Genomic DNA, 25,839 nt, shown 5'->3' on the forward strand with positions numbered 1-25,839 from the left:
CCCACGGGGACGAACGGAACTGACGACCCACGCCTCGGGCCGACATCCTGCGCTCGATCCACCGCCCCCGCGGCTGAACCCTGCAAAACCCTAGGGTCTTGCAGGGTTGGGGCTGGTTCCGCCCAACGGCCGCACGACCTTAAGGAAATTCGAAGGGGGAGGGGCGGTCGTTGATGCGGGGAGACGAACGGGACTGGTCCCCGGCCACGGGGACGAAGGGGGATCAGGCCGCGCCCTGGACCCCCACGACCGTGACGGTCGAGCCGTGCTGGGCCTTGTCGACCCGCACCTGAGTGGGGATGCGAGTGCGCATCTCGCTGACGTGGCTCACCACACCGACGCAGCGCCCTCCGTCGCGCAGCGCGTCGAGGACGTCGAGCACCTGCTCGAGGCTGTCCTGGTCGAGACTGCCGAATCCTTCGTCGACGAAGAGCGTGCCGAACTCGAGCCCACCCGACTCCTCGCGGATCGCATCGGCCAGCCCGAGAGCCAGAGCCAGTGACGCGGTGAAGGACTCGCCACCGGACAGGGTCGCCGTCGCCCGGTCCTGACCGGTCCACAGGTCGCGCACGACCAGGCCGAGCCCGCCGCGTCGACGGCCCCTGGCAGAGGCGTCGTCGTGGGCGAGCTCGTATCGGCCGTCTGCCATCACCGACAGCCGTGAGTTGGCCAGCTCGACGATTCGCTCCAGCCGGGCAGCGAGGACATAGGTGCTCAGGCGCATGCGCTTGTCGTTGTCGGCGCTCGTCCCCGTCACCAGGTCGGCCATCCGACGCACGAGCTCGGCCTCGGCTGCAGCAGGTCCGATGCGCGTGCACTCGTCGACGACGAGCTGGGTGACCCGCGTCAGCTGTCGGTGCACGGTCGACGTGCTTGCCTGGTGCCGGCGCGCGTCATCTGCGGCGTGCTTGGCCCGGGACGCGGTCTCGGCCAGGTCGTCGACGTCGACGGGCTGGGTCTCGAGCGCGTCGACGACGTCCGGCTCGGCGAGGACCCCACGGGCCGTCGCCAGCTGCTGCTCGTGGGCATGCACGCGCGCCTCGAGTGCGGCGATCTCTGGCCGCGGAAGAGCCGCGGCCCGCACCTCGGCCGCACCGTCGAAGCCGTGCTCGCCCAGGGCGCCCGCCAGGTGCTCGGCGGCATCGGTGACCCCGTCACGGGCGCGGCGCTCGTCGAGGGTCGCCGAAGCGAGGTTCTCCGCGAGGGCTCGGGCGCGGGAGTGACCTTCGTCGACATCCCGGGCGGCATCGAGAAGGGGAGTGACCCACTCGACGGACCCGTCGGCCATCGGTGAGAGCGCGACGTCGTGCCCGCCGGCGTGGTCGTCGTGGTCGTCAGCCGGGTCGGCACAGACGCAGGCGGCGTGCTCGAGCACGACTACTCTCACGATGTCGGCGGCCTCGACCATCTGCTCGGTGATCTGATCGTGCCGGGCACGCAGGGCCGCGAGCTCGTCCGCAGCGACGCGCACGGACTCGTGTGCGCGCTCCAGCCGCGCGGCGCGCGCGTCGACCCGACGCGCCACGTCGTCGGCGGCGCCGACCGCGGTGCGCAGCCGGGCAACGTCCTGCGCAAGCTGCTCGCGTGCGCTCACCTCGGCGGCAGACACCTCGAAGGGATCAGCGCTCTCGTCGGTCGTGCCGGACTCGTCCGCCCCAGCCAGTCGGGCGACCTCGGCGCGTGCGACCTCGAGCCGGGAGGCGACGGCGTCACGTGCCTGGCGTGCGGCCTCGTGGACCTGCTCGGCACGGGTGGCGGCCGCACGGGCCGCTTCGATGTCCGCGGGCCTGACCACGCGGGCGGCTTCGGCCAGCCGGGGGTGCTCGGTCGACCCGCAGACGGCGCACGGGTCACCGTCGGAGAGCAACCCCGCGAGCTCGCCGGCCATGTTGTCGAGTCGGGCCGCGACGAGCTCGTTGAGCGCCTCGCGCAGCTCCTGGGCATGGCCGCGAGCCTCCTGGGCCTCGTCGGTCGCCCGGCGAAGCTGCTCGTCGACGGTCCGGCCATGCCGGCGAGCGGCGATGAGGGCCTCGACACGCTCCAGCTCCGCAGCAGAGGTAGCCAGCTGCTCGCGGTCGTGCTGGAGCCTCTCCAGGACGGACTCGTCGGCCTCGGCCTCGGTCTCGAGGCGGGCCACGAGCCCCTCGGTTCGCTCGAGCGCGGAACGTGCATCTGCCAGCCGCTCGGCCACGGCCGGCAGCTCCGCCGATCGGCGCCGCAAGCCGGCCGCCTCGTGCCGCGCCCGCTCAATACGAGCGCCACCCGCGTCGAGCACCTCGAGCAGCTCAACCCCACGGGCCTGCGCGGACGCCTCGGCCTCACGACCGGGCGCGGAGGCCTCCCACCGTGCACGCAGCTCCTGGGGGAGGGCCTTGGCAGCAGCCTCCCGGGCCAGCTGAGCCTCCGCGAGTGTGGACTCGGCGCGCGCCGTGGCCTCGACGTGCGGGAGCACGGCAGCCGCAGCCCGTGCTTCCTCGAGGGTGCGGCGACGCCGGGCGTGCTCGTCGGCGACGGACTCGAGCTCCGCCACCTGCCGCCGGGCCACCAGGCCACGACGCCGCAGGTCGGCTCGTCGACGCTCCGCGTCGAGGGCCTCGCGCGATGCGACGGCGGCGGCGTCGGTGCGGTCCACGCGGGCCATCGCCTCCGCGGTCACCATGTCGAAGGCCTCGCCGACCGCCCGGAGCGCGACCGGCAGCTGCGTCGGGTCGAGCTCGGCCCACGGGGCATCGGGCTCTGGCAGCTCGACGTCGATCGCGGACAGGACGTCGACGAGGTGCGTCACATGGGTGGTGAGCCGTCCGCGTGACTGCGAGAGCGTCGCCTCGGCGTCCTGCCGGCGTCTGACGAGCACGTCCTCGACCGCGGCGAAGTCCGAGACGTCGAAGAGCCGCTCGAGGACCTCGCGGCGCTGCTCGTCGCTCGCGCGCAGGAAGGCGGCGAAGTCGCCCTGGGGCAGCATGACGACCCGGCGGAACTGCTCGAGCCCCATGCCGAGCAGGTCGTCGAGGAACTGCGCCGTTTCGTCGATGCGGGTGCTGAGGGTCCGCCACCGCGAGCTCTCGCGCTCCTCGAGACGCACGCCCGCCGGCTCGGTGGTCGTGCCGGACCCTCGCCGCTTGGGGCGCTCATGAGCAGGGTGACGCACCACCCGCAGGCGACGCCCGGCCAGGGTCAGCTCGAGCTCCACCTCGGTCGGCACGTCGGCGGCAGCGTGCTGGCTGCGGAGCGAGGTGCTCTGCCGGTCACCCGGCACCCCCGCGTAGAGCGCGAAGCAGATCGCGTCGAGCAGGCTCGTCTTGCCCGAGCCGGTCGGGCCGTGGATGAGGTAGAGCCCGCCCTCGCCGATCGTCTCGAGGTCGAGCTCGACGGTGCCGGCGAAGGGGCCGAAGGCGCTGGCTCTAAGGCGGTGCAGCCTCACGCCGCGCCTCGCCGTCGTCGCCGGGGAGCGCCGTGCTCCTCGGCCCGGTCACGGTCACGCCGGCCGGCCTCGAGGGCGTCACCCAGAAGCCGCCGCTCGGACTCGTCGGCGATCGCGCCGCGCCGCACGTCGCTGACGAAGTCGCAACACACGTCGAGCGGCTCGCGCTGCCGCACCCGGGCGGCATAGCTGCGCACCGGCACGACCTCACCCGTGGGCTCGAAGCACAGCTGCAGCAGGTGCGGGAAGCGTCGACGCAGCCGGTCGTAGGCACCGACGGGACGGACCGGGTCGGTGAGCGTGACCTGGACCCAGGCCTGCTCGGCGGCCGTGTGGCGGGCGTCGGTGAGGACCTCGTCGAGGTGCCCCCGCACGAGGGCGAGCTCGCGGTGGACGGGGGCGGCGACGTGCTCGACCGTGGTCAGGCCACGCTCGTCGATCTCGACGAGCAGCGACCCCTTCGTCTGGCCGGCCTCGCCGAAGGACATGGCAACGGGGGAACCGCTGTAGCGGACGGTCTCGCCGATCTGCTGCGGGCGGTGCAGGTGACCGAGAGCGGTGTAGGCGGCCCCGTCGAAGGTGCTCGCGGGCACCATCGCGACGCCGCCGGTCGTGATGTCGCGCTCGGAGTCGCTCGCCGCCCCACCGCTCGCGAAGCAGTGGGCCATGACGACGCTGCGCGGTCCCCGCCCGGCCAGGTCGGCACGGACCCGGTCCATCGCGGCGCCGAGCACCGCCGTGTGGGACCGCTCGGTCACGCCGAGGGCGTCGGTGACGGTCGTCGCGGTCGGCTCGAGGTAGGGGATCGCGTGGATCGCCGTGTCGCCGACGAGCACCGGGGTGCCCACGGTGCTCACGTCGGAGCGGATGTGCAGGCCGGCCCGGCTGAGCAGGTCGGCGGCGAAGCCGAGTCGGATCGCCGAGTCGTGGTTGCCGCTGGACAGGACGACCTGGGCGCCGGCGTCGATGAGCCGGGTGACGCTCTCGGAGAGCAGCTCCACGGCGTCGGGCGGGGGCAGGGCGCGGTCGTAGACATCGCCCGAGACCAGGACGGCGTCGACCCCCTCGGAGCGGACCGTCTCGACGAGGTGGTCCACGTACTCCGCCTGGGCAGGCAGCAGGCCGGCGCCGTGGAAGGAGCGCCCCAGGTGCCAGTCGGAGGTGTGGATCAGCTTCACGACCACCAACCTAGGAGCCCTCACCGACAACCCCGTGGCGCGACACCCCCTTCGCCCGAGCCGTGGCACGAGGCACGAAGGGGGTGGGGCCGCCCCCTGCGCGGCCTCACTCCCCGGGCAGTCGGCCCGTCAGTCGGCGGCCAGCGCAGCGGCCGGGGCGACCCCGTGCCGCCCGACGGGCCGACAGCGCGGACGTCGATCGCTCCGTCGAAGGGATCCGACCCCTGGACGATCCGGTAGGCCGCGAGCCCGACCTCGCGGGGCACCTCGTGCAGGTCGGCCAGCCCCTCGGTGGGGGCGTACGCGAGGTGAGGGACCTCCCCTTCGTCGTCCGTGGTGCGCAGGACACCCACGAAGTGCCGGGTCTCGGCGAGGGCCCCGCGGGCGGTCGTACCGATGGTCGTGAGCGCGGCGTGGGCCTGCTCCCGGCCGAAGTCCGTGCCGTGCCGGGCGGCGCAGGCGGCGCCGTCGGCCTGCACGACGACGACGCTCAGCGGCTGGGCCACGACGTCGTGCATCTCGCGCGCGATGCGGGTGCGCTCGCCCTGGACGGCGATCCGGGCTCGCTGGTCACGATCGCGGCGAGACCCAGGCCGAGGCGTCTGATGCCGGCATCGGTGAGTCGGCGGCGACGAGCTGACCCACGTGCCCGTCGAACCAGTCCCGGACGCTGGTGGTCGTCCCCGCTCGCCGGGGTGCCGTCTCGGAGATCACCGACCGAGCGTAGGCAGGACGAAGGGGGTGCCGCATCCGACCGTGGTCTGATCCTCGCCGCGGGTCGGTCGCGTGGGTAGATTCGACTGCAGCCGACCCGGAAGAGGTGGACTCATGGGCAAGGAAGTCGCCGCGCAGAGCTACTCGCGCGAGGAGCGTCAGCGCTACCGGGAAAAGGTGCGGCAGAACCTCGACGTCTTCGAGCGCATGCTCAATGAGCGTGCCTTCGACGAGGAGGTGCCGCTCACCGGTCTGGAGATCGAGCTCAACCTCATCGACGAGGGGCAGCAACCGGCCTTCGTCAACGACGAGGTCCTCGAGGCGATCGCCGATCCCGAGTACCAGACGGAGCTCGCGCAGTTCAACATCGAGCTCAACGTCGCTCCGCGGCCCCTGCCCGGGGAGTCGGCGCTGCAGCTCGAGGAGAGCCTGCGCGAGTCGCTCAACCGCGCGGAGGGCAAGGCCGAGGACGCCGGCGCGCGGATCATCGCCATCGGCATCCTGCCGACGATCCGGCCCGAGCACTTCCAGGGCGAGTGGATCAGCGCCAACAACCGCTACACCGCGCTCAACGACTCGATCTTCGTCGCCCGCGGCGAGGACATCGTCATCGACATCGAGGGGCCGACGGGGGAGCGGCTGCACACCTTCGCGGACTCGATCGCCCCGGAGTCGGCGTGCACCTCGGTCCAGCTGCACCTGCAGGTCGGTCCGGGCCAGTTCGCCGACCACTGGAATGCCGCCCAGGTCATCTCGGCGCCCCAGCTCGCGCTCGCGGCCAACTCACCCTTCTTCTTCGGTCGCCGCCTGCACGCCGAGACCCGGATCGCCCTCTTCTCCCAGGCCACGGACACCCGGCCCATCGAGCTGAAGAACCAGGGCGTGCGTCCACGGGTCTTCTTCGGCGAGCGCTGGATCACCTCGATCTTCGACCTCTTCGAGGAGAACGTGCGCTACTTCCCGGCGCTGCTCGCCGAGGCGACCGACGAGGACCCCGTGGCGGTGCTCAGCGAGGGCGGCACCCCCGACCTCGGCGAGCTCAACCTCCACAACGGCACCGTCTACCGGTGGAACCGACCGATCTACGACCCCGGCAAGGGTCACCCGCACGTACGGGTCGAGAACAGGGTCCTCCCGGCGGGCCCGTCGATCATCGACACCCTGGCCAATGCCGCCTTCTACTACGGGTGCGTGCGCACCCTCGCCCACGAGGACCGGCCGATCTGGACGCGCATGTCCTTCCCCGCGGCCGAGGCCAACTTCGAGGCGGCGGCCCGCGACGGCATCGGCTCCCGCCTCTACTGGCCGGGGCTGGGCGAGCTGGGCGCCGACGAGCTCGTCCTGCGGCACCTGCTGCCCATGGCTCGCGCCGGTCTGCAGGACTGGGGCGTCGCCGAGAGCGTCATCGAGCGCTATCTGTCGGTCATCGAAGGGCGGTGCACCACCGGCGTCAACGGCGCCGTCTGGCAGGCCGAGTGCGTGCGCCGGCTCGAGAAGGCCGGGCTCGACCGGTCCGCCGCGCTCGCCGAGATGACCGGGCTCTACACCGAGCACATGCACCGCAACGACCCGGTGCACACCTGGCCGCTGCCGTAGCCCGTCAGCAGTTCCAGCTGAGGATGCAGGGGTCCTCTCGGTGGTGGCCGAGCACCGCGAGCCGGGAGGCGTCGAGCGTCAGCTGGGCCGCCAGCCGGGGAGCGGTGCGCAGCCACACCGTCGCGAGGATCCGCGAGGTGTGGCCGTGCCCGACGAGGACGACGTCGCCCTCGAGCAGGTGCGGCCGCACGCGGGCGAGCACGCGTGAGGCACGGGCCGCGACCTCCTCGACCGTCTCGCCCGGGGTCGCCCCGGGGACCACACCGTCACGGAAGACATCCCAGTCGGTGCCGAGGTCCTCCCGGATCTGGGCCGTCGAGCGCCCTTCGTAGCCGCCGTAGTCCCACTCGCGCAGGTCGTGGTCGACGGTGGCGTCGAGCCCGGCGAGAGAAGCCGTGTCCCGAGCTCGCTGCAGGTCCGAGGTCAGGGTGAGCACGGGGCGGACACCGAGCTCCTCGAGCCGCCCGGCGGCCTCGGCGGCGCGGGCCCGGCCCTCGTCGGTCAGGGGCAGGTCCGTCGAGCCGGTGTGCCGCCCGTCGCGGCTCCACTCGGTCTCTCCGTGGCGCAGCAGGACGAGGCGGTGCGGCGGGGTCGCGTGCATGCGGTCAGGCTAGTGGTGCCCGGTCTGCGAGGATCGGACCAGCACGGGGCGCGCCCCGCAGACCAGCGACGTGGAGGTAGGCATGACGAGCGACGAGACGACCGGCGGGAGCGGGCCCGGCCACCGCAGCGTGGAGCTGACCCGGCTGGCCCTGGGGCGCTACGAGATCACCAATGCGCGCGGCGGCCGGATCACCATCGGTGACGGGTCCACCGACGACTTCACGCCCGTCGAGCTGCTGCTCGCGGCCCTCGCCGGCTGCAGCTCCGTCGACGTCGACCACATCACCTCGCGGCGGGCCGAGCCGGAGTCCTTCGAGGTCGTCGCCGAGGGGGAGAAGGTCTCGACCCCCGAGGACGGCAACCACATGAGCGACCTCGCCGTCACCTTCCGCCTGGGCTTCCCCGAGGGCGAAGGGGGCGACGCCGCCCGGGCGGCCTTCCCCCGGTCGGTCGCGCAGTCCCGCGACCGGCTGTGCACCGTCTCACGGACCGTGCAGATCGGCGTCCCGGTGGAGATGACGGCAGAGGACGCCTGAGGCTACATGCGCCGAGAGGTCGACGTCGCCGTCATCGGCGGAGGTCAGGCCGGGCTGGCGACGGCCTACCACCTGCGCCGCCGGGGGATCGAGCACGTCGTCCTCGACGACCGCGACGAGCCGGGCGGAGCGTGGACCTCGACGTGGCCCTCCCTTCGCCTCTTCTCGCCGTCGGCCTACTCGTCGCTGCCGGGGTGGCCGATGCCCCCGCACCCCGACACCTTCCCGCCGGTCGAGCACGTGCGGGCCTACCTGCGTGCCTACGAGGAGCGCTACGACCTCGACGTCCAGCGCCCGGTGCGAGTGCACGACGTGCACGCGACGCGCGAAGCGCTCGTGCTCGACACGAGCGCCGGGCAGCTGGCAGCGCGCTGCGTCGTGAGCGCCACGGGCACGTGGTCCGCTCCCTTCGTGCCGATGGTCGAGGGTGCGACGAGCTTTGCCGGGCGCCAGCTGCACAGCGCCCACTACCGGGGGCCGGAGGACTTCGCCGGGCTGAGGGTCGCCGTCGTCGGCGGCGGCAACTCCGGGGTCCAGATCACGGCCGACCTCGTCGACGTCGCCGACCGGGTCTCGCTCGTCACCGCGAGACGGCTGCGCTTCCTGCCTGACGACGTCGACGGCCGGCACCTCTTCGACCAGGCGACCGCGCGGCTGCGTGACCCGGGCGAGGCACAGGCTGCCTTCGTCGGCAATGTCGTCGCCCTGCCCCAGGTGCAGCGTGCCCGGGCCGCGGGTGCGCTGAGGGTGCGCGCAATGTTCGACCGGATGGTCCCTGAGGGCGCGATCATCGGCCGGGACCTGCTCGAGCTCGACGCGGTGATCTGGTGCACGGGCTACCGGCCCGCGCTGCGGCACCTGCGCTCGCTGCGCCTGCGGACGTCCGAGGGGGTGCCGCAGGTCGTCGACAACCAGTCGGTGCGCGACCCGCGGGTGTGCTTCGTCGGCTACGGGGACTGGACCGGACCCGCGTCGGCGACGCTCATCGGGGTCGGCCGCACGGCCAAGGCGCTCGCCGCACGCCTGGAGACGCAGCTGGGCGCCGACCGGTGATCCGGTCGGCGCCCAGCGCTGGTCGGACTACTGGTCCTGCTTGACCAGGGAGATCTCGAACTCGAGGTCGATCTTCTCGGAGACGAGGACGCCACCCTTGTCGAGCGGCATGTTCCACTCGAGGCCGTAGTCACGGCGGTTGACCCGTCGCGACCCCTCGAAGCCCGCGCGCACGGCGCCGAAGGCGTCGACCATGACGCCGCCGAGCTCGAGCGGGATGGTGATCTGCTTCGTGACGTCGCGGATCGTCAGGTCACCGCTGACGATGTAGGCGCGCTCGCGGATCTCCTCGATGTTGGTGCTGACGAAGGTGATGTCGGGGAAGCGCTCGACGTCGAAGAAGTCGGGGCTGCGCAGGTGCTCGTCGCGCTGGTCGTTGCGGGTGTCGACGCTCGCGGCCTTGAGGACGACGCGGGCCGTGGATGCATCGAGGTCGTCGACGTCGACGTGCACCTCGCCGGAGACGTCGTTGAAGGAGCCGCGGACGGTCGAGATCATCGCGTGCCGGGCCGAGAAGCCGCAGCGGCTGTGGCCGGGGTCGATGGTCCAGTGACCGTTGAGGTCGAGGTCGGTGTCGGTCATGGGCTCCCCTGAGAGACGAAACTTTTGTTGAAGATTGTAGCAACTCGGTGTGGCGCCACCAGTCTTGCAGGCGCGCGGGCGCGGATGGTGCGCCACGCCCGGGCCCGCGCCGCCTACGGTGGACTCATGGCCACCTTCGTCGAAGTGCACCCGGACAACCCCCAGCCCCGCACGGTCGGCAAGCTCGTCGAGCGGATCCGCGAGGGGGCGCTCGTCGCCTTCCCCACGGACTCGGGCTATGCCCTCGGTGGGCGGCTCGACGACCAGGACATCAAGGACCGCATCCGCACGATCCGCCGCCTGGACGACCGGCACCACTACACGCTCCTGTGCGCCGACTTCGCCCAGCTCGGGCAGCTCGTCCACGTCGACAACGCCGTCTTCCGCGCGGTCAAGGCGGCGACCCCGGGGCCCTACACCTTCATCCTCCCGGCCACGAAGGAGGTGCCGCGTCGGCTGCTCCACGCGAAGAAGAAGACGGTCGGCGTGCGGATCCCGCAGCACCCGCTGACCCAGGCCCTCCTTGAGGGCCTCGGCGACCCCATGCTCACCTCGACGCTCCTGCTGCCGGGGGAGGAGCGCACCCCGACCTTCGGCTGGGACGTCAAGGAGGCCCTCGACCACCAGGTCGACATCGTCGTCGACGCCGGTGAGGTGAGCACCGAGCCGACCACGGTCGTGGACTTCTCGTCGGGTGCCGCCGAGGTGGCCCGGCACGGCGCCGGTGACCCGGCCCCCTTCGAGTGACGAAGGGGGCCGGCCCGCGGCTCGCGTAGCGCGCGCCGCGTCGGCGGACCGCTAGGCGGTGGGCTGGTCCCCGAGCACCTCGGCCCGGGCGGCGACGAAGGCCGCGACGCACGTGCGCACGTCCTCCTCGCTGTGCGCCGCGGACAGCTGCACCCGGATGCGCGCCTGGCCCTGCGGGACCACGGGGTAGGAGAAGGCGATGACGTAGACGCCGTGGGCGAGCATCGCGTCGGCGATCTGCGCGGCCTGACGGGCTCCGTCGTCGCCGGGGAACATCACCGGCGTGATCGGGTGCGACCCGGGGAGCAGCTCGAAGCCCGCGTCCGTCATCAACTCACGGAAGAGAGCCGTGTTGCGCTGCAGGGTCTCTCGCGCCGCGTCGGACCCGCGCGCGATCTCGATCGCTTTGAGGGAGCCGGCCGCGACGACCGGGGCCACGGCATTGGAGAAGAGGTAGGGCCGCGACCGCTGGCGCAGCAGCGCGATGACCTCCGCCGGGCCGCTGACGTAACCACCGCTGGCCCCGCCGAGCGCCTTGCCGAGCGTGCCGGTGAGCAGGTCGACGCGGTCGGCGACGCCGCACGCCTCAGGAGTGCCACCGCCGCCGGCGCCCACGAAACCCACCGCGTGGGAGTCGTCGACGAGGACCATCGCGCCGTACTCGTCGGCGAGGTCGCAGATCTGCTCCAGGGGAGCGAGGTAGCCGTCCATGGAGAAGACGCCGTCGGTGACGATGACGGCGCGGCGGGCCCCCTTCGCCGCCTCGAGCTGGGCGCGCAGGTCGTCCATGTCGGCATTGGCGTAGCGGTAGCGCGCCGCCTTGCTCAGCCGGATGCCGTCGATGAGCGAGGCGTGGTTGAGCGCGTCGGAGATGATCGCGTCCTCCGGGCCGAAGAGCACCTCGAAGACGCCGCCGTTGGCGTCGAAGCAGCTCGAGTAGAGGATCGTGTCCTCGGTGCCGAACCAGTCGGACAGCGCGCCCTCGAGGCGGGTGTGCTGCTCCTGCGTGCCGCAGATGAAGCGCACGCTCGCCATGCCGAAGCCCCACTCCTGCAGGGCATCCGTGGCCGCGGCGAGGACGTCGGGGTGGTCGGCCAGACCGAGGTAGTTGTTGGCGCAGAAGTTGATCGCCGAGGTCTTCGTCGTCGTGATGTGCGCCTGCTGGGGGCTCGTCAGCTGCCGCTCGTCCTTCCACAGCCCGGCGTCCCGGATCTCCTGCAGGGTGGCAGCGAGGTCGTCCTTGATCGTGTACATGCGTCAGCTCCAGTCCATGATGACCTTGCCGCACTCTCCCGAGGCGGCGGTGGCGAAGGCGTCCTCCCACTGCTCCGCGGGGAAGCGGTGGGTGATGACCGAGGAGATCGCCTCACGCAGGGTCGGCGAGGTCGAGAGCATCGCGCTCATCGTGTACCAGGTGTCGTACATCTCCCGGCCGTAGATCCCCTTGATGGTGATCATGTGGGTGATGACCTTGCCCCAGTCGATCGGGTAGGGGTCCTTGGGCAGGCCGAGCATGGCGATCCGGCCGCCGTGGTTCATGTGGTCGAGCATGTCGCCGACCGCCGGGGGAGCGCCGGACATCTCGAGGCCGATGTCGAAGCCCTCCTTCATGCCCAGCTCGCGCATCGCGGCGCCGAGGTCGCTGCGGGCGGCGTTGACGACGAGGTCCGCGCCGGCCCCCTTCGCCAGCGCGAGGCGGGTGTCCGACAGATCGGTGACGGCGATGTGGCGGGCGCCCACGTGACGGGCGATCGCCGCCGCCATGACGCCGATCGGCCCGGCGCCGGTGATGACGACGTCCTCGCCCGCGAGCGGGAAGGACAGGGTCGTGTGGACGGCATTGCCCAGCGGGTCGAAGACCGCGCCCAGCTCGGGGTCGATGTCGTCGTGGTGCACCCAGGCATTGGACGCGGGGATGACGACGTGGTCGGCGAAGGCGCCGTCGCGGTTGACCCCGACGCCGATGGTGTTGATGCACAGGTGCCGTCGTCCGGCGCGGCAGTTGCGGCAGGTGCCGCACACGAGGTGGCCCTCGCCGGAGACCCGGTCGCCCTCCTGCACGGAGGTCACGTCGCGCCCCACCTCGTCGACGACGCCGTAGAACTCGTGGCCGATGACCTGCGGCGTGCTCGGCACCGCCGAGGCGGCCCACTCGTCCCACCCGTGCAGGTGGAGGTCGGTGCCGCACAGGCCGGCGCGCAGCACGCGGATGCGCACCTCGCCGGGACCGGCGTGCGGCTCGGGGACGTCGGTCAGCTCCAGACCGGGTCCGGGGCGGGGCTTGACGAGCGCTCTCATGCGTTCTCCTGTCGGGGACTGCGGGGTGACGCGACCCCCGACAGTAGCCGCCCCGAGACGCAGGTCACACCAGCCGCGACCACGCGGTGTCGACGGGGGAGTCCTCCCCGTGGTGCACCGCGGCGGCGAGGTCCTACGGTGGGAGCACCATGACCCAGCAGCCAGGCCCCTACGCCCCGTCGCCCTACCCCTTCCCGCAGCAGCGCGCGCACGGCACCGCGACCGCGGCGCTCGTGCTCGGCATCGTCGGCCTGACCGTCGTGCCGGGCCTGGGGATCCTCGCGTGGGTGCTCGGTGCCTCGGCGATGAAGGAGATCGACGCCAACCCGCAGGCGTGGAGCAACCGCGACCACGCGAAGGTCGGCACGATCCTCGGGATGGTCGGCACGGCGATCTTCGCGGTGTTCTTCCTGCTCGGCCTGCTCTACTTCGTCGGGGTCCTCCTCTTCGTGGCGTCGGCACCGGGCACCTGACGGATCGCGCTCCGGCTCAGCGCCGCTCGAGCAGCACGGCCACCTCGTGGTGCTGCGTCTGGGGGAACATGTCGAACAGGCGCGCCCGCGTCACGGTGTAGCCGGGCAGCGCCGCCAGGTCGACGGCGAGGCTGCGCGCATTGCAGCTGGAGTAGATGACGTGCGCAGGTGCGGCGGTCTCGATCGCCGCGCACAGCGGCGCCCCGATGCCGCGTCGTGGCGGGTTGACGACGACCAGCTCGTGGCCGACATCGGCGAGAGCCCCCGCGTCACCGACGCGGAAGTCGGCGGCCACCCCGAGCTCGGCCGCCGAGCGGCGGGCGCTCTCGACGGCGTCGGGCGCCACCTCGACCCCCTCGACACGGCGCGGGTGGTCCCCCTTCGCCACGGCGGCGTTGAGGGCGAAGCCGCCCACCCCGCAGTAGAGGTCGAGCACGCTCGCCGGGTCGAGCCGGGCCACCCACTGCCTGGCCTGTCGGTAGAGGCCGGCCGCGACGGTCGTGTTGGTCTGGAAGAAGCTGCGCGGCCGCAGGTGGAAGGTGATGTCGTCCAGTCGCATCGGCAGCGTGTCCTCCTCGGTGAGGACGAGCTCCTCGTCTCCCTCGAGCACCGCCTTGTGCTCGGGCTGGAGGTTGACGGAGACGACCCTGAGGCCCGGCACGGCCTCACGCAGCGACTCCAGACCTCGTCGGATGCGACCGACCTGCCCGGGGGAGCGCAGCACGAAGCGGGCCATGAGGTCGCCGTCGGGTGACCCGGTGACGATGAGGTGCTTGAGCTCGCCCTGCCGTCCCGGCACGTCGAAGGGCACGAGGCCCAGCTCGGCGACGGCGGGCACGAGCCGGTCGAGCGCGGCCTCGAGCCGCGGTTCGTAGAGCCCGCACTCGGGCAGCGAGACGCCGTGCAGGTCGGCATCGAGGATCCCGAAGGTCGGGGCCTCACGGGTTCCTCCGACGACGAGCTTCGCCTTGTTGCGGAAGCCGGCCTCCGGTCCGACGAAGGGGGTGCCCCATGCCTCGTCGTCCACGGCGTCGGCGAGGAGCCCGCCGACCTGCTCCGTGAGGTCGACGACCTGGCGCTCGTAGGGACGGCCCATGAGGGTGCACGAGCGGCACTCACCGGCCTCGTGATGGGAGCAGCGCATGGGTTCACCTAACCATCCGGAATCCGGGGGCCTCTCATCCGGCACCGACGGCCGATCGTCAGTACGGTCGAAGGGCCAGACACACACATGTCACGACAACGGGAGGACATCATGGACACCGGCTTCTTCGACGGGGTCGATTGGCCAGGACTGCTCGGCAAGGCCTTGGCTGCCGTGGCGATCCTCGTCATCACCTGGATCGTCGCGATGATCGTCAAGTCGCTCTTCACCAAGCTCTCGGGCAAGATCCCGGCGCTGCAGCGGGCAGGTGCCGACGGCGCCTCCGTCGGGACGACGCTCGGCTCGATCGGCTCCCTCGTCGTGTGGATGCTCGGTCTCGTCGCCATCCTGCAGGTCCTCGGCCTGAGCCAGGTGCTCACGCCGATCCAGGGCATGGCCAACGGGGTCCTGGGCTTCCTGCCCAACCTCATCGGTGCCGGCATCGTCTTCTTCGTCGGTGCCCTGCTCGCCAAGGTCGTGCGTCAGCTCGTGGAGACCGCGCTCGCGGCCCTGCCCTTCGACCGCTGGCTGAAGAAGGCCGGCTCGACGACGAGCTCGCTCCCCGGCGCCCCGGCCGTCTCGCAGGCCGGTCCGCCGCCCCCGCCGCCGGGTCAGCCGGCCCCGCCGCAGCAGCACCCGACCCAGCAGGTGCACACGGCCGGCGGGCAGCAGGGTGGCGGCGCGGCCGCGTCGATCCCGCGCACCATCGCGACGGTCGTCTACGCCCTCATCATGATCGTGGTGACGATCGCGGCCCTGCAGATCCTCGGCATCGCCTCGATCTCGCGCCCGGCGGAGCAGATGCTCCAGTCGATCTTCGACGCCGTGCCGGTCATCATCGCCGCGGGCATCATGCTCGCCCTGGGTGTCTTCATCGCCCGCTTCGCCGGTGACATCGTCGAGCAGGTGCTCGACGGCATCGGGGTCGACCGCCAGCTCGCCGAGCTCGACGTGCTGCCGCAGGGCACCAAGGTCGTGCCGATCGTCGCGCGCATCGTGCAGATCGGCATCGTGCTCTTCTTCGCGGTCATGGCGGCCCAGCTGCTCGACTTCCCGCAGATCACGGCCTTCCTCAGCGAGGTCCTCGGCCTCGGCGGCAAGGTGATCTTCGGTGCGGCGATCATCGCGGCCGGCCTCTTCATCGCCAACCTCCTCGCCAAGCTCCTGTCCGGCGCCGGGGCCACGATCGTCAAGTACGCGACGATCGTCCTCTTCGTCGCGATGGGCCTGAAGTACATGGGCATCGCCGACTCGATCATCGAGCTCGGCTTCGGTGCGCTCGTCGTCGGTGGCGCTGCCGCCGCGGCGCTCGCCTTCGGGCTCGGTGGTCGCGACGCGGCCGCCCGCACCCTGGACAAGCTCTCGGCCAAGGCCGAGCAGCAGTCCTCGGCGCAGGGTGACCAGCAGGTCTGACCCACCGCACCACAGCACGAAGGGCGGCACCCCGGCCACCGGGGTGCCGCCCTTCGTCATGGGTCACCGCTCAGGGGCGCAGGATCTCCACGGCCTGCTCGCGCATCTCGACCTTGCGGACCTTGCCCGTGACGGTCATCGGGAAGGCCTCGGTGACGTGGACGTAGCGCGGGATCTTGTAGTGGGCGAGCTTGCCGGTCGCGAAGTCGCGCACCTCGTCGGCGGTGAGCGTGCCGACGCCGTCCTTGAGGACGACCCACGCCATGAGCTCCTCGCCGTAGCGCTCGTCGGGGACACCGATGACCTGCACGTCCGCGATCGACGGGTGGGTGTAGAGGAACTCCTCGACCTCGCGGGGGTAGACGTTCTCGCCCCCGCGGATGACGAGGTCCTTGATCCGGCCGACGATCTCGACGTACCCGGCCTCGTCCATCGTCGCCAGATCGCCCGTGTGCATCCACCGGGCGCGGTCGATCGCCTCGGCCGTCTTGTCCGGCTCCTCCCAGTAACCGAGCATGACGCTGTAGCCGCGGGTGCACAGCTCGCCGGTCTCGCCACGGGGCAGGGTCACGCCGGTCACCGGGTCGACGACCTTGGACTCGATGTGCGGCATCGAGCGGCCGACCGTCTCCGTGCGCCGGGCGAGGTCGTCGTCGGTGCGGGTCATCGTCGACACCGGTGAGGTCTCGGTCATGCCGTAGCTGATGGCGACCTCGGCCATGTTCATCTCGGCGACGACCCGCTTCATCACCTCGACCGGGCACGTGGAGCCGGCCATGATCCCCGTGCGCAGGGAGCTGAGGTCGTAGTCGGCGAAGTCGGGCAGCCCGAGCTCGGCGATGAACATCGTCGGCACGCCGTAGAGCGAGGTGCAGCGCTCGTCGACGACCGCCTGCAGGGTGGCCGCCGGCTCGAAGGAGGGCGCGGGGATGACCATGCAGGCACCGTGCGAGGTGGCCGCGAGGTTGCCCATGACCATGCCGAAGCAGTGGTAGAAGGGCACCGGGATGCAGATGCGGTCGGCCTCGGTGTAGCGGATCATCTCGCCGACGAAGTAGCCGTTGTTGAGGATGTTGTGGTGGCTGAGGGTGGCGCCCTTGGGGAACCCGGTCGTGCCCGAGGTGTACTGGATGTTGATCGGGTCGTCGGGGGTGAGGGTCGCACCGCGCTCGGTGATGGCCTGGTCCGCGATGTGGCTGCCGCCGGCCACGAGCTCGTCCCACGACGGGTCGCCGATGAAGACGACGTCCCGCAGAGCGGGCAGCCCACCACGCACCTCCTCGACCATGGCGCGGTAGTCGGAGGTCTTGTGCCGCTGGGCGCTCACGAGCATCCGCAGTCCGGACTGCTGCGCCACGTAGGTCAGCTCGTGGGAGCGGTAGGCGGGGTTGATGTTGACGAGGATCGCGCCGATGCGGGCGGTGGCGTACTGGAGCAGCGTCCACTCGGCGCAGTTCGGTGCCCAGATCCCGATGCGCTCGCCGGCGGCGACGCCCTTCGCCAGCAGCCCCTTGGCCAGGGCGTCGACATCGGTGAGCAGCTCGCGATAGGTCCAGCGCCGACCGCTGGGCACGTCGACGAGTGCCTCCCGGCCGCCGTGGGTCGCCACGGTCCGCTCGAGGTTGCCGCCGATCGTGTCCCCGAGCAGGGGCGCGTCCGAGGTGCCGGACGAGTACGAAGGGAGCGCGGGCTGGGTCATGGGTCGAACCTCCGATGGTCGCGTCGTTGCGATGCAGGGGTCAGCCTGCCACCGCAGGGCCTGCGATGCTGGCGACATGACGATCGCCGACCCGAGCATCCGACCCGCGACCGACGACGACTGGCCGCAGATCTTCCCCTTCTGGGCCCGCATCGTGACCGAAGGGCGGACCTATGCCTACCCGGAGGGCCTGACGTCGGCGCAGGCGCACGGGCTGTGGATGGAGCCGGCGCCCGGTCGCACCGTCGTCGCGGAGGTCGGGGGCCGCGTCGTCGGCTCGGCGAAGATGGGCCCCAACCGTCCCGGTCGTGGGGCGCACATCGCGACCGCGTCCTTCATGGTCGATGCCGAGGCCGGGACCAGGGGCGTGGGACGAGCCCTCGGCGAGCACGTCGTCGCGTGGGCTCGCGAAGGGGGCTACGCCGGGATCCAGTTCAACGCCGTCGTCGAGACCAACGAGCGTGCCGTGCGGCTGTGGCGATCGCTCGGCTTCGAGGTCATCGGGACCGTGCCCGGGGCCTTCGACCACCCGGAGCACGGTCCCGTGGGCCTGCACGTGATGTTCCTGGACCTGGGGTAGGACGCCCGCCCCGGTCCCTGAGGAGGTCGCGAAGCGACCGTCTCGAAGGGGCCGCTCAGTCGGCGTCGCCGACGAGTACCGCCTCGCCCTCGGCGGGGCTGTGTGCCGCCGGGGTCTGCTCGCCCCGCAGGAAGCGCGAGCCGTAGACGAAGATCGCCACACCGACGAAGACCGCGACCGTCGCCATCCAGTAGGGAGCGCTGAGGCCGACCTCCTCACCGAGACGCCCGGCGGCCCACGGCGCGACGGCGCCGCCCGAGAAGCGCACGAACGAGTAGGCCGACGAGGCGACCGGACGCTCGACCGGCGCCGAGCCCATGACGGCCTCGGTGATCAGCGTGTTGTTGACGCCGAGGAAGGCGCCGGCGAGGACGACCCCGACGACGAGCGCCGCCTTGGAGTCGACGAGCAGCGCCATCATCGCCAGGTCGAGGCCGAAGAGCGTCAGGGCGCCGATGATCGAGGGGATCGTGCCGAAGCGCCGCTGCAGCCACGGGGCCGTCTTGACCGAGGTGACGGCGAGCAGCACGCCCCAGCCGAAGAAGACCCACCCCACCTGCGAGGCGGTCATGTCGAGGGGGAAGGGGGTGAAGGCCAGCAGGGTGAAGAAGCCCATGTTGTAGAAGAGCGCGGTCAGGGCGACGGTGAGCAGGCCCGGGTGGCGCAGCGCCTTGAGCGGAGCGGCGAGCGAGGTCTTCTGACCCGACGGGGGAGTGGGCGGTAGGAGGAAGGACGTGACGACCACGGCGATGACCATGAGGACGGCGACCCCGAAGAAGGGCGCTCGCCAGGAGATCGAGCCGAGCTGGCCGCCGACGATCGGCCCGACGGCGATGCCCAGGCCGAGGGCGGCCTCGAAGAAGATCACGGCCTGCCCGACGCTGCCGGCCGAGGCGACGACGATCGTCGACAGGGCGGTGGCGACGAAGAGCGCATTGCCCAGGCCCCAGCCGGCCCGGAAGCCGACGATGGCACCGATGCTGTCGGACGCGCCGGCGAGCGCGGAGAAGACGATGATGAGCGCGAGCCCGGTGATCAGGGTGCGCTTGGCGCCGATGCGCGAGGAGATGAAGCCGGCGACGAGCATCGCCACGCCCATGATCGCCATGTAGCTCGTGAAGAGGAGCGAGGTCTCGCTGGGCGTTGCGCCCAGCTCGTCCGCGATCGGCTTGAGGATCGGGTCGACGAGGCCGATGCCCATGAAGGCGATGACGCACGCGAAGGCGACGGCCCACACGGCGCGCGGCTGCTTCCACATCGACGGGGTGCTCTCGGCGGGTACTGCTGGGGTTGTCACTGCTGACCTTCCTGCTGGGACGAGCTGGCCTCCATGACCGCGCGCAGCACCGCGACGGCGGTGGCGAGGTCCTCGGGGGTCAGGGTGGGGTGCTCCCGGATGATCCGGGAGACGGTGCCGCCGCTGCGCTCGCGGACGACGGCGAGCGCGCGGCGTCCGGCGTCGGTGAGGGTGACCCTCGTGGCGCGGGCGTCGGACGGATCGGGCTGCTTGGTCACCCAGCCGCGCTCGACGAGCGTGGCCACGGCCCCGGACATCGTCGGCTGGGTGGTGCGGTCGAGCTCGGCGAGGCGTCCGATGCCCGTGGGTCCGTGCTCGTCGACGAGGGAGAGCACGCGGATGCCCGCGGGGGGAGTGCGGTGGATGTGCTGGCGCGAGGCGCGGACGAGACGGGCGGCATAGGTGACGAGATCGCTCGCGGTCTGGTCCAAGGGGTCGTCGGGCACGTCCCGTCACGTTACATAGGGATCCTATGTAACGCAATCCGGCAGACGAGAGGGCCGCGACACCGGTCGGTGTCGCGGCCCTCTCGGGTGGTCGGCTCGGGCTAGACCTGGTCGGCGAGGACCTCTGCGGCGGTCCAGCGCTCGAGGTGGTCGAGCACGTCGTGGCAGACCTCCTCGCGGTCGTAGGCGAAGACGTCGTACCCGCCACCGGTCGGCAGGGCGACCTCGAGGCGTGCCGTGCGGTCGTCGGCCTCGATCATCCGGGCGCCGTAGCTCGGCGCCGCGACCTGACGCACCTGGACGGACCAGACGAAGGGGGAGGCCCCCTCGCCGACGACGAGCCGCGCCGACCCCGGCCGGTTGGGGCCGCCGTCGTTGACCTCGACGGTGGCGGTCCTCCCTTCGTCGGTCATCGCGTCGGCGACCTCCTGGAGGGCCGGGACGACGACGCTCGCCAGGCGCTGGTTGGCGCGCTTGAGGCTCACCGTGCCCAGGGTGTTGGCGACCCGGCGGCGCCAGGAGCCCTGGTGGGCGCCCTCGCGGCCGACGAGGTGCGATGCGAGCGAGAGGCGGGCAGCCGTCGTCTGGGTGCGCTCGGCCTCGAGCGCCCGGTGCAGGCCGATCATCACGAGGACCATGACGATGGCGAAGGGCAGCCCCATGACGATCGTCGCGTACTGCAGCGCGACGATGCCGCCGACGACGAGCATGGCGATCGTCAGCACGCCGGTGGCGCCGGCCCACAGGATCCGCAGCCACGGGCGGGCGTCGGTCTCGCTGTCGGGCAGCTCGGAGCTGAGGTTGGCCATGACGAGGGCGCCGGAGTCGGCGGAGGTGACGTAGAAGAGCAGCCCGACGAAGGTCGACAGCCCCACGAGGAAGAGCGCCCCCGGGTACTGCTGGAGGAGGGCGTAGAAGCCCTGCTCCGGCTGGTTCATCGCCAGATCGCCGAAGGCCGCGTCGCCGTCGGCGATCTGCTTGACCGCGCTGTTGCCGAAGATCGAGACCCACATGACGATGTAGCTGAAGGGGATCGTCAGCGTGCCGAGCATGAACTGCCCGATGGTGCGGCCCTTGGAGATGCGCGCGAGGAACATCCCGACGAAGGATGCCCAGGCGATCCACCAGGCCCAGAAGAAGAGCGTCCACAGGGACATCCACTCGGTCGGGTGGTCGTAGGCCATCGTGTCGAGGGTCATCCCGGGGAACATCGAGACGAAGTCGCCGACATTCATCGTGATGGCGCGCAGCAGGAAGGCGGTCTCGCCGGTGACGAGGATCCACAGGGCGAGGAGGATCGCGAGCAGCACGTTGAGCTGGCTGAGCAGCCGGATGCCCCGGTCGACACCGGTGGTGGCCGACACGGTCGCGGTGGCGACGGCGAGGACGACGAGACCGATCTGGGCGGGGATGCCCTGCGGCACGTCGAACATCACGCCGAGGCCGACGTTGAGCATGACGACGCCGATGCCCAGCGAGGTCGCGACGCCGAAGATCGTGCCGAGGACGGTCGCGATGTCGACCGCGTCGCCGATCGGCCCGCGCACCCGCTTGCCGACGAGCGGGTAGAGCGCCGAGCGCACGGCGAGGGGCAGCTTCTTGCGGTGTGCGAAGTAGCCCAGGGCCACGCCCATGAGCGCGTACATGCCCCAGCCGGTGATGCCGTAGTGGAAGAGGGTCCACACGGTCGCCTCGCGGGCGGCCTCGACGGTCTCGCCCGGCCCCTGCGGGGGAGCGAGGTACTGGCTCGCGGGCTCGGCGACGGCGAAGAACATGACGTCGGTGCCGATGCCGGCCGCGAAGAGCATCGAGGCCCACGCGAAGGTCGAGTACTCGGGACGGTCGTCGTCGTCACCCAGGCGGATGCGGCGGTAGCGCATGCCGACGTAGACGACGAAGACGAGGATCGCGGTGGCCAGCAGGATGTAGAACCAGCCGAACCAGTTGGCGATCCACCCCACGACGCTGCCGAGGGTGGCCTCGGCGTTGGTCGGCGCGATGAGGGCCCAGGCCGCGACGACGACCGTCGCGACGACCGAGACGACGAGGACCGACTTCTTGGCGCGGGGTGCGCTCACCCGGTCCCGGGTCAGCTCGGGATCGATGACCGTGCTCATCAGGCGTCCCCCTTCGACTGCGCATCACGCACTGCCGCAAGGGCGCTGGGGATCTCGGTGCGCGCATCCCAGGCGTCGTTGCGCGGGTCGCCCTGCGGGTAGAGCGGCATGCCCTGCTTGGCCCGGTAGACCGGCGGGTGCTCCGCCGCGAGCGGGGTGTTGCCGGCGATGAGGTCGGCTGCCTTCTCCGCGACCATCATCACGGGGGCGTAGATGTTGCCGTTGGTGATCGTCGGGAAGACCGAGGCGTCGACGACGCGCAGGCCCTCGGTCCCGTGGACCCGCATCGAGCCCGGGTCGACGACCGCCATCTCGTCAGTGCCCATCTTCGCCGAGCACGACGGGTGCAGGGCCGTCTCGGCGTCCTTGGCGACCCAGTCGATGATCTCCTGGTCGGTCTGCACGTCCGGCCCGGGCGAGATCTCGCCACCGTCGAAGGGGGCGAAGGCCGGCTGGGAGAGGATGTGCCGCGCGGCGCGCACGACCTCGACCCACTCACGCCGGTCGCGCTCGGTCGACAGGTAGTTGAAGAGGATGCCCGGCTTGGTCCGCGGGTCGGCGTTCTTGATGTGGACGTGGCCGCGCACGTCGGAGTTCATCGGCCCGATGTGCACCTGGTAGCCGTGCTTGCCCTCGGCAGCCGTGCCGTCGTAGCGCACGGCGATCGGCAGGAAGTGGAACATGAGGTTGGGGTAGGCGACCTCGTCGTTGGTGCGGATGAAGCCGCCGCCCTCGAAGTGGTTGGAGGCACCGACGCCCCGGTTGAGGAAGAGCCACTCGGCGCCGATGTAGGGCGCCTTCCACTTCTTCAGCCACGGCGAGATCGACACCGGCTGCAGGCTGGTGTGCTGCAGGTAGACCTCGAGGTGGTCCTGGAGATTCTCGCCGACACCCGGCAGCTCCACACGGGTCTGCACGCCCGCGGCGCCGAGCACCTCGGGGTTGCCGACGCCGGACAGCTGGAGCAGCTGCGGCGAGTTGAAGGCGCCGCCGCAGAGGATGACCTCGCCGGCCTCGACCGAGTGCCGGCTGCGGCCGGCGCGCACGAAGTCCACACCGGTCACGCGGGTGCCCTGCCAGCGCAGCCCGGTGACCATGGCCAGCGTGGTCACGTCGAGGTTCTTGCGGTCGCGGACCGGCCGCAGGTAGGAGCGCGAGGCCGACATCCGGCTGCCCTTGTAGACATTGCGGTCGAAGGGGGCGAAGCCCTCCTGGCGATAGCCGTTGACGTCGTCCGTCCGGGCGAAGCCGGCCTGGGTCGTCGCCTCGAAGAAGGCCTGGAAGAGGGGCGAGTCGGCGGGGCCGCGCTCGAGCTTGAGCGGGCCGGCTCCGCCGCGCCACGCGTCGGCGCCGGCGATCGTCGTCTCCATGCGCTTGAAGTAGGGCAGGCAGTGGGCGTAGTCCCACGCCTCCATGCCGTCGAAGGAGGCCCAGGTGTCGTAGTCACCGGGGTTGCCGCGCTGGAAGATCATGCCGTTGATGCTCGAGCTGCCGCCGAGCACCTTGCCCCGGGCGTGCGGGACCCGACGGCCGCCCATCTGCGGCTCGGGCTCGGTCTCGTAGGCCCAGTCGTAGAGCGGGTTGCCCGAGGGGAACATCAGCGCCGCCGGCATGTGGATCAGCGGGTCGGCGAGGAAGTCCGCCCGCCCGGCCTCGAGGACGAGGACGCTCGTGCCCTCGTCGGCGCTCAGGCGGTTGGCGAGGGCGGATCCTGCGGACCCACCTCCGACGATGACGTAGTCGTAGCGATCTCTCATGCGTCCTCTCCCTCGGTCGTGGCGTCGTCGAACCACCCGGCGCGGGCCGGGCGGGTGTTGTGCCAGATGTGCTTGGTCTCCTGGTACTCGTGCAGGCCGGCGAGCCCGAGCTCACGCCCGATGCCGGACTGCTTCATGCCGCCCCACTCCGCCGCGGGGACGTAGGGGTGGAAGTCGTTGATCCAGATGGTCCCGTGGCGCAGTCGGCGGGCGACGCGCTCGGCGCGCCCCGCATCCTGGGTCCACACGGCACCGGCCAGGCCGTAGATCGTGTCGTTCGCGATGGCCACCGCGGCGTCCTCCGCCGCCTCGCGGGTCTCGCCGGCGAAGGTCTCGACGGTCAGGACCGGCCCGAAGGACTCGTCCTGGACGCACGACATCTCGCTCGTGCACCCGTCGAGGATCGTGGGCGGGTAGTAGCTGCCGCCCGCGAGGTCGCCACCGGGGCGCTCGCCGCCGCAGCGCAGCACCGCGCCCTCGGCCAGACCCGCGGCGACGTAGGCCTCGACCTTGTCCCGGTGGGCGTCGCTGATGAGCGGGCCGGTCTCGGCGCGCTCGTCGAAGGGGCCGCCGAGACGGATCGCCCGGGCGCGGCGGACCAGCTCGTCGACGACCTCGTCGTGCACCGACTCCTCGACGACGAGGCGCGAGCCCGCGGAGCAGACCTGGCCGGAGTCGAGGAAGATCGCGGTGAGCGCGTTGTCGATCGCGGCGTCGAGGTCGGCGTCGGCGAAGATCACGTTGGGGTTCTTGCCGCCGAGCTCGAGGGCGATCTTCTTCACCGTCGGGGCAGCCGCCGCCATGATCGTGCGGCCGGTGTGCAGGCCGCCGGTGAAGGAGACGAGGTCGACCTCGGGGGCCTCGGTCATCGCGGCGCCCACGGTGGCGCCCGGCCCGAGCACGAGGTTGGCGACGCCGTCGGGCAGGCCGAGCTCGGCGAGGGTGCGCACGAGCCAGATCGAGGTCTGCGGGGTCAGCTCGCTCGGCTTGAGGACGAAGGTGTTGCCCGCGGCCAGCGCCGGGGCGACCTTCCACGCCGTCTGCAGCAGCGGGAAGTTCCACGGGGTGATGAGCGCGCACACGCCGACGGGCTCGCTCACGACACGGGAGGAGACGTCGGGCATGCCGGGGTCGACGACCCGGCCGGCCTCGGCCTGGGCCAGGCCGGCGAAGTGCCGGAAGACCGCGACGATGTCCTGCATGTCGATGCGCGTCTCGACCATCCGCTTGCCGGTGTCGAGGGCCTCGAGACGCGCGACCTCCTCGAGCTCGCTCTCGAGCCGGTCGGCGAGGCGGTGCAGGAGGGCGGCCCGCTCGGGCGCCGGGGTGCTCGGCCACGGGCCGGAGTCGAAGGCTTGTCGGGCGGCGCGAACGGCCTCGAGGGCGTCGGCGGCACCCCCTTCGTCGACCGTCGCGACGACGGATCCGTCGGCGGGGCAGGTGATCTCACGGGTCTCTCCGGACGCGGCGGTCCGCCACTGCCCGTTGATGTGCAAGGTCGTCATCGGTGGCTCCCTGTCGGTGGCGTGGGTCGGCACCGACCGTAACGCACGTTTCAGTTCCATGTGAAACGCGCGTTACGGTTAGGCTGGCGACATGGCCACCACGGAGCGCCGTCGTCCGGCGCGGGAGCGGCTGCTCACCGCAGCCGACGAGCTGATGTTCGTCGAGGGTGTCGTGCTGACGCCCGTCGACGTCATCCTGCGACGTGCCGGCGCCTCGCCCGCCACGCTCTACGCCAACTTCGGCAACAAGGACGGGCTCATCGCCGCGGCGCTCGAGCGAAGGCTCGGGGAGTGGACCGAGGTCTGGGACGCGGCGCTCGCCGCCGCCGCCACGCCCACCGACCGGCTGCTCGCGATCTTCCCGGCGCTGCGGACCTACCAGCGCGAGCGGCTCGACGAGCGGTGGTGCGCCTTCAGCGGGACGGCCGCCGCGACGGGCAACCCGGCACCCGCGGTCGCCGAGATGCTCACGGCTGAGGACACCCTCCTGCACGAGCGGATCGAGGCGCTCGCCGCCGAGGTCGTGCCGGGGGAGCGTGGCGTGCGACTGGCCGACGAGGTCGTCGTCGCCTACCTCGGCGCCATCACCGGCATGCTCCGCGGCGACCAGGAGCGGGCCATCGCCGCCGGCGAGCGCACCGCCGCGCACCTCGTCGAGGTCGCCCTCGCCGAGTTCTGAC

Annotated in this window: 22 protein-coding genes; 8 read left to right on the plus strand and 14 right to left on the minus strand. The window is 71.7% G+C overall.

What is annotated here, in order from left to right:
* Window positions 1-223 precede the first annotated feature (223 nt).
* From NMQ01_RS07695 to NMQ01_RS07705, 3 genes are read right to left on the minus strand one after another with little or no spacing between them, the layout of a single operon-like run.
* The gene (locus NMQ01_RS07695) at window positions 224-3,421 is read right to left on the minus strand and encodes an AAA family ATPase (RefSeq protein ID WP_255186259.1); all 3,198 of its coding nucleotides are present in this window, start codon (window positions 3,419-3,421) and stop codon (window positions 224-226) included.
* Complete coding sequence (locus NMQ01_RS07700; protein WP_255186260.1) at window positions 3,418-4,599, minus strand: exonuclease SbcCD subunit D; 1,182 nt, start codon at window positions 4,597-4,599, stop codon at window positions 3,418-3,420. The genes NMQ01_RS07695 and NMQ01_RS07700 overlap by 4 nt, the downstream gene beginning before the upstream one ends.
* 20 nt (window positions 4,600-4,619) lie before the next feature.
* Window positions 4,620-5,156, minus strand: a complete 537-nt coding sequence (locus NMQ01_RS07705) for a sensor histidine kinase (protein ID WP_369694864.1) — start codon at window positions 5,154-5,156, stop codon at window positions 4,620-4,622.
* Between the two features lie 271 nt (window positions 5,157-5,427).
* On the opposite strand from NMQ01_RS07705, the gene NMQ01_RS07710 reads away from it, so the two are divergent.
* Window positions 5,428-6,909, plus strand: a complete 1,482-nt coding sequence (locus NMQ01_RS07710) for a glutamate--cysteine ligase (RefSeq protein ID WP_255186262.1) — start codon at window positions 5,428-5,430, stop codon at window positions 6,907-6,909.
* 4 nt (window positions 6,910-6,913) lie between these two features.
* Here the strand turns inward: NMQ01_RS07710 and NMQ01_RS07715 are convergent, their stop codons facing one another.
* A complete protein-coding gene (locus tag NMQ01_RS07715; protein WP_255186263.1) occupies window positions 6,914-7,510 on the minus strand; it encodes a histidine phosphatase family protein in 597 nt (198 codons plus the stop codon).
* A gap of 82 nt (window positions 7,511-7,592) precedes the next feature.
* On the opposite strand from NMQ01_RS07715, the gene NMQ01_RS07720 reads away from it, so the two are divergent.
* Entirely contained in the window at window positions 7,593-8,048 is a 456-nt protein-coding gene (locus NMQ01_RS07720) for an OsmC family protein (protein WP_255186264.1), read from the plus strand.
* Between the two features lie 6 nt (window positions 8,049-8,054).
* Window positions 8,055-9,101 carry an ArsO family NAD(P)H-dependent flavin-containing monooxygenase gene (locus NMQ01_RS07725; protein ID WP_255186265.1) on the plus strand — a complete coding sequence of 349 codons (1,047 nt, stop codon included), beginning with the start codon at window positions 8,055-8,057 and terminating at the stop codon, window positions 9,099-9,101.
* A 27-nt stretch (window positions 9,102-9,128) separates the two neighbouring features.
* Here NMQ01_RS07725 and NMQ01_RS07730 read toward each other — a convergent pair whose 3' ends face one another.
* Window positions 9,129-9,683, minus strand: coding sequence for a YceI family protein (locus tag NMQ01_RS07730; RefSeq protein WP_255186266.1), 555 nt, complete (start codon window positions 9,681-9,683; stop codon window positions 9,129-9,131).
* A gap of 126 nt (window positions 9,684-9,809) precedes the next feature.
* Between NMQ01_RS07730 and NMQ01_RS07735 the strand changes: the two genes are divergently transcribed.
* Window positions 9,810-10,430 (plus strand): L-threonylcarbamoyladenylate synthase, encoded by a 621-nt coding sequence (locus NMQ01_RS07735; protein ID WP_255186267.1) that lies wholly within the window; start codon window positions 9,810-9,812, stop codon window positions 10,428-10,430.
* A gap of 51 nt (window positions 10,431-10,481) precedes the next feature.
* On the opposite strand, the gene NMQ01_RS07740 is transcribed toward NMQ01_RS07735, so the two are convergent.
* Together NMQ01_RS07740 and tdh are read right to left on the minus strand one after the other, a co-directional pair.
* Window positions 10,482-11,684, minus strand: a complete 1,203-nt coding sequence (locus NMQ01_RS07740; RefSeq protein ID WP_255186268.1) for a glycine C-acetyltransferase — start codon at window positions 11,682-11,684, stop codon at window positions 10,482-10,484.
* Between the two features lie 3 nt (window positions 11,685-11,687).
* Window positions 11,688-12,728, minus strand: coding sequence for an L-threonine 3-dehydrogenase (gene tdh, locus NMQ01_RS07745; protein ID WP_255186269.1), 1,041 nt, complete (start codon window positions 12,726-12,728; stop codon window positions 11,688-11,690).
* 149 nt (window positions 12,729-12,877) lie between these two features.
* Here tdh and NMQ01_RS07750 point away from each other — a divergent pair, with 149 nt between their 5' ends.
* Window positions 12,878-13,201, plus strand: a complete 324-nt coding sequence (locus NMQ01_RS07750) for a DUF4190 domain-containing protein (protein ID WP_255186270.1) — start codon at window positions 12,878-12,880, stop codon at window positions 13,199-13,201.
* A gap of 16 nt (window positions 13,202-13,217) precedes the next feature.
* Here the strand turns inward: NMQ01_RS07750 and NMQ01_RS07755 are convergent, their stop codons facing one another.
* Window positions 13,218-14,345, minus strand: a complete 1,128-nt coding sequence (locus NMQ01_RS07755; RefSeq protein WP_255186271.1) for a methyltransferase domain-containing protein — start codon at window positions 14,343-14,345, stop codon at window positions 13,218-13,220.
* 111 nt (window positions 14,346-14,456) lie between these two features.
* Here NMQ01_RS07755 and NMQ01_RS07760 point away from each other — a divergent pair, with 111 nt between their 5' ends.
* Window positions 14,457-15,758: a mechanosensitive ion channel gene (locus NMQ01_RS07760; protein ID WP_255186272.1), complete on the plus strand. Its 1,302-nt coding sequence runs from the start codon at window positions 14,457-14,459 to the stop codon at window positions 15,756-15,758.
* Between the two features lie 70 nt (window positions 15,759-15,828).
* Here NMQ01_RS07760 and NMQ01_RS07765 read toward each other — a convergent pair whose 3' ends face one another.
* Window positions 15,829-17,457 carry an AMP-binding protein gene (locus NMQ01_RS07765; RefSeq protein ID WP_255186273.1) on the minus strand — a complete coding sequence of 543 codons (1,629 nt, stop codon included), beginning with the start codon at window positions 17,455-17,457 and terminating at the stop codon, window positions 15,829-15,831.
* Between the two features lie 76 nt (window positions 17,458-17,533).
* Between NMQ01_RS07765 and NMQ01_RS07770 the strand changes: the two genes are divergently transcribed.
* Entirely contained in the window at window positions 17,534-18,037 is a 504-nt protein-coding gene (locus NMQ01_RS07770; RefSeq protein ID WP_255186274.1) for a GNAT family N-acetyltransferase, read from the plus strand.
* A gap of 55 nt (window positions 18,038-18,092) precedes the next feature.
* Here NMQ01_RS07770 and NMQ01_RS07775 read toward each other — a convergent pair whose 3' ends face one another.
* The 5 genes from NMQ01_RS07775 to NMQ01_RS07795 all read right to left on the minus strand — a co-directional run bounded on the left by NMQ01_RS07775 (window position 18,093) and on the right by NMQ01_RS07795 (window position 25,159).
* A complete protein-coding gene (locus tag NMQ01_RS07775) occupies window positions 18,093-19,334 on the minus strand; it encodes an MFS transporter (RefSeq protein ID WP_255186275.1) in 1,242 nt (413 codons plus the stop codon).
* Window positions 19,331-19,780, minus strand: a complete 450-nt coding sequence (locus tag NMQ01_RS07780) for a MarR family winged helix-turn-helix transcriptional regulator (RefSeq protein ID WP_255186276.1) — start codon at window positions 19,778-19,780, stop codon at window positions 19,331-19,333. Before NMQ01_RS07780 ends, NMQ01_RS07775 begins: the two co-directional genes overlap by 4 nt.
* Before the next feature lie 101 nt (window positions 19,781-19,881).
* Window positions 19,882-21,897, minus strand: a complete 2,016-nt coding sequence (gene betT, locus NMQ01_RS07785; RefSeq protein WP_255186277.1) for a choline BCCT transporter BetT — start codon at window positions 21,895-21,897, stop codon at window positions 19,882-19,884.
* Window positions 21,897-23,654, minus strand: coding sequence for a choline dehydrogenase (betA, locus tag NMQ01_RS07790; RefSeq protein WP_255186278.1), 1,758 nt, complete (start codon window positions 23,652-23,654; stop codon window positions 21,897-21,899). Before betA ends, betT begins: the two co-directional genes overlap by 1 nt.
* Window positions 23,651-25,159 carry an aldehyde dehydrogenase family protein gene (locus NMQ01_RS07795; RefSeq protein WP_255186279.1) on the minus strand — a complete coding sequence of 503 codons (1,509 nt, stop codon included), beginning with the start codon at window positions 25,157-25,159 and terminating at the stop codon, window positions 23,651-23,653. The genes betA and NMQ01_RS07795 overlap by 4 nt, the downstream gene beginning before the upstream one ends.
* Window positions 25,160-25,250: 91 nt before the next feature.
* Here NMQ01_RS07795 and NMQ01_RS07800 point away from each other — a divergent pair, with 91 nt between their 5' ends.
* Entirely contained in the window at window positions 25,251-25,838 is a 588-nt protein-coding gene (locus NMQ01_RS07800; RefSeq protein WP_255186280.1) for a TetR/AcrR family transcriptional regulator, read from the plus strand.
* The last annotated feature ends 1 nt before the right edge of the window (window position 25,839 follow it).

Source organism: Janibacter sp. CX7, assembly GCF_024362365.1.
In the GTDB taxonomy this organism is placed as follows: Bacteria; Actinomycetota; Actinomycetes; order Actinomycetales; family Dermatophilaceae; genus Janibacter.